The sequence below is a fragment of the Kitasatospora sp. NPDC005751 genome, from assembly GCF_040630835.1.
Classification (GTDB): Bacteria; Actinomycetota; Actinomycetes; order Streptomycetales; family Streptomycetaceae; genus Kitasatospora.
This window is the reverse complement of sequence record NZ_JBEXYC010000052.1, coordinates 42,463-49,971: the sequence shown is the minus strand read 5'-3', so window position 1 is coordinate 49,971 and position 7,509 is coordinate 42,463. Positions and strand designations below refer to the sequence as shown.

Here is a 7,509-nt window from a genome sequence, read left to right as displayed (position 1 = left end):
AGCGCGCCCTGGACGTCACCGCCGCCGGCCTCGGCCTGCTCGCCCTCGCCCCCGTACTCGCCCTGTGCGCGCTCGCCGTCCGCTTCGGCCCCTTCTGCTCGTTCCGGGACCGCCGAGGGGGCGCAATGACCGACCAGGACTTCACGCCCGGGCTCACACCCGGCCACCTCGGTGCGCCGGTGCTCGAACCCGAGGGCCGTCCGCCGGGTGCGCCCCGTCCTCGCCACGATGCGCCGGATCCGCACCGCCGGCGCAACGGGCTCGCCTGCGGGCTGACCGCGCTCGCCCTGGTGGTCGTCTTCGGCGGGGCCGGTCTGACCGGGTACACCTGGCTGCAGGGACAGCAGAAGCCGCCGGCCGCCGCCGACTACCACGGGGCGGGCACCGGCGACGTCCAGGTCTCGGTGCCCGAGGGCGCCGGGCTCACCCAGATCGCCTCCGCGCTGGTGCGCAACGGCGTGGTGGCCAGCTCGCTGGCCTTCACCCGGGCGGCCAAGGGCAGCGCGGCCGCCGCCGGGCGGATCCAGCCCGGCACCTACACGCTGAAGCAGAAGATGTCGGCGGCCGCCGCGCTGGCCATCCTGGTCGACCCCGCCAACGCCAACGGCCTGACCATCCCCGAGGGCTGGCGCGGCAACCAGATCTACACGGCGATCGACAAGAAGCTGGACCTGCCCGAGGGCACCACGCAGCGGGCCGCCCAGGAGCAGGGCGCCGAGCTGGGGCTGCCGGAGTTCGCCAAGGGCAGCCCGGAGGGGTACCTCTTCCCCGCGACGTACAGCGTGACCGACGGGACCACCGCGGTGGACCTGCTGAAGCAGATGGTGGAGCGGGCCGGCAAGGAGTTCGCCCGGGACGACGCGGAGGTCGTCGCGCAGAACCTCGGGCAGAGCCTGTACGGGCTGGTGACCATCGCCAGCATGGTGCAGGGCGAGGCGGACAACACCGAGGACATGGCCAAGGTGGCCCGGGTGATCTACAACCGGCTGGCCAAGAACATGCCGCTGCAACTGGACTCCACGATCAACTACGCGCTCGGGCGCTCGACCCTGAACACCACCGTCACGGAGACCAAGCTGGACTCCCCGTACAACACGTATCTGCACACCGGACTGCCGCCGACGCCGATCGGCAACCCCGGGCGGCAGGCGATCATGGCGGCGGTGGACCCGGCGCAGGGGGACTGGCTCTACTTCGTCACCGTGAAGCCGGGGGACACCCGGTTCACCGACAGTTTCGACGTGCAGCAGCGCAACGTGGCCGAGTTCAACGCCGCCCGGGCCGCGCAGCCGAGCCCGTCGGCGAGCGGTTCGGGCGGTGCCTCCGCGGGGGCGAGCGGCAGTCAGCCGACGGGTGCGCCGACCGCTCCGGGCGGGCAGTGAGGGCACATCGCCCCTGCCGGAGGCCAGGCTGCGGTACGGTAACGTCTCCCTCCAGGCGCTGCAGTAGCACGCCGGTTCGAGAATCAGCCGGGACGCCGTCCCGGACGGCCGGTCCGATCCTCCGGCCGTCTCCGTCGGTGTAAGGGGATCAATGACCGATCTGGGTCGGGGCTACGGCCCCCAGGGCTCCGAGCCGTGGCACCCCGGTGACCCCGGGTACGGCGGCCAGCAGCCGGTCCCCGGGCCGACGGACGACCAGTGGCAGCAGCCCCAGCAGTACGGCGGTCAGGCTTTCGTCGACCAGCAGGGGTACCCGCAGCAGATGCAGCAGGCGGCGCAGCAGCAGGGTTACCCCCAGCAGGGCTACCCGCAGCAGGCGTACCCGGGCGGCCAGCCCCAGCAGCCCCAGCAGTACGGGGGACAGCAGTTCGCGCAGGGGCAGCAGCAGGCCCAGCAGTACGGCGGTCAGGCCTTCGGCGACCAGCAGGGGTACCCGCAGCAGGGGCACGGCGGGGGCCAGGGCTTCCCGGGTGGGCAGGGGTACCAGGACCAGCAGCAGGGCTACCCGCAGCAGGGGTTCCCCGGGCAGCAGCAGAGCGCCCCCGGGTACCAGGGGCAGCAGCAGGGGTACTCGCAGCAGGGCATGCCGCAGCAGGGGATGCCGCAGTCGGGTATGCCGCAGTCGGGTATGAACCAGCAGGGCGCGCCCCAGTCCGAGATGCCGCAGCAGGGCGCGTCCCAGCCCGGGATGCCGCAGCAGCCCGGTCAGCAGCGGGTGCCGGGCGAGCAGGCTCCGGGCGGGCAGGTGCCGGGCGGGCGGGCCTCGCGCCGCCGGCGGCCCGAGCCCGAGCGGCCCGCCGGTCCCGGCCCGGACGGCATCGACTGGGAGGCGGAGGCCGCCGCGCTGGAGGCCGGCGGCCGGCCGGCGGAGGCCGAGCCCGAGCAGGCCGAGGCCGAGTGGGACGAGCACCAGGACGACTACGCCGAGGACGGCGGGGACGACCAGAACGGTTTCCTCGGCGAGGAGGACAACTCCCGCGAGGGCAAGAAGAAGCGCAAGGAGAAGGGCAAGAAGTCCGGCCGCCGCAACGGTGGCGCCTGCCTGCTGGTCGCGCTGGTGATGGTCGGCGGCGTGGCCGGCGCGGGCTGGTGGGGGTACGGCTTCTACCAGGACCACTTCGGGCCGCCCCCGGACTTCACCGGCCAGGGCAGCGGCTCGGTCATGGTGGAGATCAAGAAGGGTGCCGTCGGGGCCGAGATGGGCAAGACGCTCAAGGAGGCCGGCGTGGTCAAGAGTATCGAGGCCTTCACCCAGGCGTGCGGGAAGAACCCGAAGTGCACCACCATCCAGTACGGCACCTACACCATGCCCAAGGAGATGTCGGCCGAGGCCGCCGTCACCAACCTGGTGGAGGCGAACGGCGGTGAGAAGCTGATCGTCCAGGAGGGGCTGACGGCCGCCGCCACCTACGCCAAGATCGACGACAAGCTGCAGCTGGCCAAGGGCACCACGGCCGAGGTGGCCAAGGCGCAGCTGGGCAGCCTCGGTCTGCCCGCGTACGCCAACGGCAACATCGAGGGCTTCCTCTGGCCGGCCCGCTACTCGATCGCCTCGGGGATGAAGCCCGAGGACCTGCTCAAGCAGATGGTGAAGAACGCCGTCGACCGCTACGCGGGGCTGGACGCGGAGGCCGCCAAGATCGGCCTCAAGACCGGCTACGAGGTGGTCATCGAGGCGAGCATCCTCCAGGCCGAGGGCAACAACCCCGACGACTTCGCCAAGATGGCCCGGACGATCCAGAACCGGCTGGCCGACACGGGCAAGATCGACGGCAAGCTCGGCATGGACACCACGCTGCAGTACTCGCTGGGCCGCAAGGTGCTGGACAAGAAGGACATCAACGACGCCTCCAACAAGTACAACACCTACATCAACGCGGGCCTGCCGCCCGGGCCGATCTCCAACCCGGGTGACGCGGCGCTCAAGGCGGTGCTGAACCCGGCGGACGGCAAGTGGCTGTACTTCATCGCGATGGACCCGAAGAACACCCGCTTCTCGGAGACGGACAAGCAGTTCGCGGCCGATGTCGAGGAGTACTGCAAGGCGGCCGGCCAGGGCTTCGACAAGGTGGCCGTCCACTGCACCACCAAGTAGCCCTGACGGGCCAGTAGTTCACGGAGTAACAGCGTTGACCAGCAAGCACCGGGCCGCCGTCCTCGGCTCGCCGATCGCCCACTCGCTCTCGCCGCACCTGCACCGCGCCGCCTTCGCGGCGCTCGGGCTGGACGGCTGGCGCTACGACGCCTTCGAGGTGGACGAGGCCGGGCTGCCCGGCTTCCTCGCCGGACTGGACGCGGAGCGGTGGGCGGGCCTGTCGCTCACCATGCCGCTGAAGCGGGCGGTCATCCCGCTGCTCGACGAGGTGAGCGCGACCGCGCGCTCGGTCGACGCGGTGAACACGGTGGTCTTCACCGCCGACGGGCGGCGCACCGGTGACAACACCGACATCCCGGGCCTCGTCAACGCCCTGCGCGAGCGCGGCATCACCGAGGTGGCGGGGGCGGCGGTGCTGGGTGCCGGGGCCACCGCCTCGTCGGCGCTGGCGGCGCTGGCCCAGATCTGCACCGGCGAGGTGACGGTCTACGTCCGCAGCGCCGAGCGGGCCCGGGAGATGGCCGAGCTGGGTGAGCGCCTGGGGGTGACCGTGCGGACCGCCGACTGGGAGCGGGGGGCGGAGGCGCTCGCGCAGCCGCTCACCGTGTCGACCACGCCCGCGGGGGCGACGGACGCGTTCGCCGCCGGGCTGCCCGCCGCGCCCGGTGCGCTGTTCGACGTGCTCTACCACCCGTGGCCGACGGCGCTGGCCGCCGCCTGCGCCGAGCGCGGCGCCGCCGTGCTGGGCGGCCTGGACCTGCTCGTCCACCAGGCGGTCCTGCAGAACGAGCGGTTCACCGGCCGCGCGCCCGGGCCGCTGGCGGCCATCCGGGCCGCGGGTGAGGCGGCGCTCGCCGGCCGCTGACGCGGTACGCGCGGGGCGGCGGGCGGTGCCGCCCGGGCGTGTCGTGCCACTCTGGCGCGTCGTGCCGGCTCGACCTGACATGCCCGTCCAGCGTGTCGTGCCACCCCGGCGTGCCGTGCCGCGGCGAGGGGTCCGGCCGTCCTCCCGGCGGGGCCCGGGTGCTCCGCCGGCCACCGCGTCCGAGGGTCGACCGGTTGCTGTCCGTCACCCGGACTCTGCTCCCGGGCATGCCGACGGCATGAAAGGATCCAGGGACAGAGGAAGCACGCCCGGGCAGGCCATGGCAAGTGCCGTGACCGGTCCGCTGATGAAGGAGCTCCGTTGGGTACGTTGCGCTGGCTGACGGCGGGGGAGTCGCACGGTCCGGCACTGGTCGCGACGCTGGAGGGCCTGCCCGCCGGTGTTCCGGTGACCACCGCGGTGGTGGCCGAGGCGCTGGCGCGCCGACGGCTGGGCTACGGCCGTGGCGCCCGGATGAAGTTCGAGCAGGACGAGGTGACCTTCCTCGGCGGCGTGCGGCACGGCGAGACCATGGGCAGCCCGGTGGCCGTGATGGTCGGCAACACCGAGTGGCCGAAGTGGGAGCAGGTCATGTCGGCCGATCCGGTCGACCCGGAGGTGCTGGCGGGGCTGGCCCGCAACGAGGCGCTGACCCGCCCCCGGCCGGGCCACGCGGACCTGGCGGGCATGCAGAAGTACTCGATCGAGGAGGCCCGGCCGATCCTGGAGCGCGCGAGCGCCCGGGAGACGGCGGCCCGGGTCGCGCTGGGCGCGGTCGCGCGCGCCTACCTCAAGGAGACCTGCGGGATCGAGATCGTCAGCCATGTGGTGGAGCTGGCGGGCGCCAAGGCCCCCGCCGGGGTGCTGCCGCTGCCCTCCGACGAGGCGCGCCTCGACGAGGACCCGGTGCGCTGCCTGGACGCCGACGCGTCGAAGGCGATGGTCGCGGAGATCGACCAGGCCCACAAGGACGGCGACACCCTGGGCGGGGTCGTCGAGGTGCTGGCCTACGGCGTGCCGGTCGGCCTCGGCTCGCACGTGCACTGGGACCGCCGGCTGGACGCGCGGCTGGCCGCCGCGCTGATGGGGATCCAGGCGATCAAGGGCGTCGAGGTCGGCGACGGCTTCGAGCTGGCCCGGGTGCCGGGTTCGCAGGCGCACGACGAGATCGTGCCGACCCCGGAGGGCGTCAAGCGGACGTCGGGCCGGTCGGGCGGTACCGAGGGCGGCCTGTCGACGGGTGAGCTGCTCCGGGTGCGGGCGGCGATGAAGCCGATCGCGACCGTGCCGCGCGCGCTGCAGACGCTGGACGTGCGGACGGGCGAGCCGGCCAAGGCCCACCACCAGCGCTCCGACGTGTGCGCGGTGCCCGCGGCGGGGATCGTCGCCGAGGCGATGGTCGCGCTGGTGCTGGCGGACGCGGTGAACGAGAAGTTCGGTGGCGACCACGTCAGCGAGACCCGCCGCAACGTCCAGGGGTACCTGGACAACCTGATCGTCCGATGAGCGCGCCCCTGGTGGTGCTGGTCGGCCCGCCCGGCAGTGGCAAGTCCACCGTCGGACGGGACCTCGCCGAGCGCCTGGGCGTCGCCTTCCGGGACACCGACGCCGATGTCGAACGGTCGGCCGGCAAGCCGATCCCGGAGATCTTCATCGACGAGGGCGAGCCGCACTTCCGCGAGCTGGAGGCGGCCGCGGTGCGCAGCGCCGCCCGGGACCACGACGGCGTGCTGGCGCTGGGGGGCGGTGCGGTGATGGCCGAGGCCACCAGGGCGCTGCTGCGCGAGCTGCCGGTGGTGTTCCTGGAGGTCCCGCCGGCGGACGCCGTCCGGAGGGTGGGGCTGGACGCGCCGCGGCCGCTGCTCGCGGTCAACCCGCGGGCGCGTTGGCGTGAGTTGATGGAGGCGCGTCGGCCCCTGTACCTGGAGGTGGCCACCGCCGTCGTCGACACCGCGGGCCGCACCCCCGGGCAGGTCGCGGACGCCGTAATGGAAGCACTGGAGCTGAAGACCCCCCATGAGTGACATCGTCAGGATTCACGTCGGCGGCAGCGCGGGCCACGACCCGTACGACGTGCTGATCGGACACCAGCTGCTCGGCGAGTTGGGGCAGCTGATCGGGACCCGCGCCAAGCGGGTCGCGCTGATCCACCCCGAAGGACTGGCCGCCACGGCCGACGCCATCCGCGAGGACCTGCTGGGCGAGGGCTACGAGGCGATCGTCCTCCAGGTGCCCAACGCCGAGGACGCCAAGAGCGCCGAGGTCGCCGCGTACTGCTGGTCGGTGCTCGGCCAGACCGGCTTCACCCGCAGCGACGTGATCGTCGGCCTCGGCGGCGGCACCACCACCGACCTGGCCGGCTTCGTCGCGGCCACCTGGCTGCGTGGGGTGCGCTGGGTCTCCATGCCCACCACGCTGCTCGGCATGGTGGACGCGGCGGTGGGCGGCAAGACCGGCATCAACATCGCCGAGGGCAAGAACATGGTCGGCGCCTTCCACCCGCCGGTGGGCGTGCTGGCGGACCTCGACACCCTGGAGACGGTGCCCCGGCACGACTACGTCTCCGGTCTCGCCGAGGTCATCAAGTGCGGTTTCATCGCCGACCCGGTCATCCTGGACCTCATCGAGGCGGACCCGGAGGGCGCCAGGAGCCCCGCCGGGCCGCACACCGTCGAGCTGATCCGGCGGGCCGTCCAGGTCAAGGCCGACGTGGTCTCCGGGGACCTCAAGGAGTCCGGCCAGCGCGAGATCCTCAACTACGGCCACACCCTCGGCCACGCCATCGAGCGCAACGAGCGCTACAAGTGGCGGCACGGCGCGGCGATCTCGATCGGCATGGTCTTCGCCGCCGAACTCGGCCGCCTGGCCGGCCGGCTGGACGACGAGACGGCCGACCGGCACCGCACCGTGCTGGCCTCGGTCGGCCTGCCGCTGAGCTACCGCGCGGACGCCTGGCCGAAGCTGCTGGACGCCATGAAGATCGACAAGAAGTCGCGCGGCGACCTGCTGCGCTTCATCGTCCTGGACGGCCTCGGCCGGACCTCCATGCTGGAGGGCCCCGACCCGTCCCTGCTGGTCGCCGCCTACGCGGAGGTCTCCTCGTGACC

Annotated in this window: 6 protein-coding genes; all 6 read left to right on the top strand. The window is 73.0% G+C overall.

Annotation, left to right across the window (positions count from 1 at the left end; translation table 11 throughout):
* On the top strand, window positions 1-1,382 hold a 1,382-nt coding region (gene mltG, locus ABZ497_RS29935), incomplete at its 5' end, for an endolytic transglycosylase MltG (RefSeq protein ID WP_359809670.1).
* A 151-nt stretch (window positions 1,383-1,533) separates the two neighbouring features.
* A complete protein-coding gene (gene mltG / locus ABZ497_RS29930; protein ID WP_359809668.1) occupies window positions 1,534-3,537 on the top strand; it encodes an endolytic transglycosylase MltG in 2,004 nt (667 codons plus the stop codon).
* Between the two features lie 34 nt (window positions 3,538-3,571).
* Entirely contained in the window at window positions 3,572-4,402 is an 831-nt protein-coding gene (locus tag ABZ497_RS29925; protein ID WP_352293306.1) for a shikimate dehydrogenase, read from the top strand.
* A gap of 321 nt (window positions 4,403-4,723) precedes the next feature.
* Window positions 4,724-5,908 (top strand): chorismate synthase, encoded by a 1,185-nt coding sequence (gene aroC, locus ABZ497_RS29920; protein WP_329486794.1) that lies wholly within the window; start codon window positions 4,724-4,726, stop codon window positions 5,906-5,908.
* Entirely contained in the window at window positions 5,905-6,426 is a 522-nt protein-coding gene (locus ABZ497_RS29915) for a shikimate kinase (protein WP_352293308.1), read from the top strand. The genes aroC and ABZ497_RS29915 overlap by 4 nt, the downstream gene beginning before the upstream one ends.
* On the top strand, window positions 6,419-7,507 hold the full coding sequence (gene aroB, locus ABZ497_RS29910) for a 3-dehydroquinate synthase (RefSeq protein WP_329486792.1): 1,089 nt from the start codon (window positions 6,419-6,421) through the stop codon (window positions 7,505-7,507). Before ABZ497_RS29915 ends, aroB begins: the two co-directional genes overlap by 8 nt.
* Window positions 7,508-7,509: the final 2 nt, after the last annotated feature.

Bases quoted from the DNA above. Each gene is read 5' to 3' on its own strand.
- mltG (WP_359809668.1), top strand. From the start codon at position 1,534: ATGACCGATCTGGGTCGGGGCTACGGCCCCCAGGGCTCCGAGCCGTGG.
- aroB (WP_329486792.1), top strand. From the start codon at position 6,419: ATGAGTGACATCGTCAGGATTCACGTCGGCGGCAGCGCGGGCCACGAC.
- ABZ497_RS29915 (WP_352293308.1), top strand. From the start codon at position 5,905: ATGAGCGCGCCCCTGGTGGTGCTGGTCGGCCCGCCCGGCAGTGGCAAG.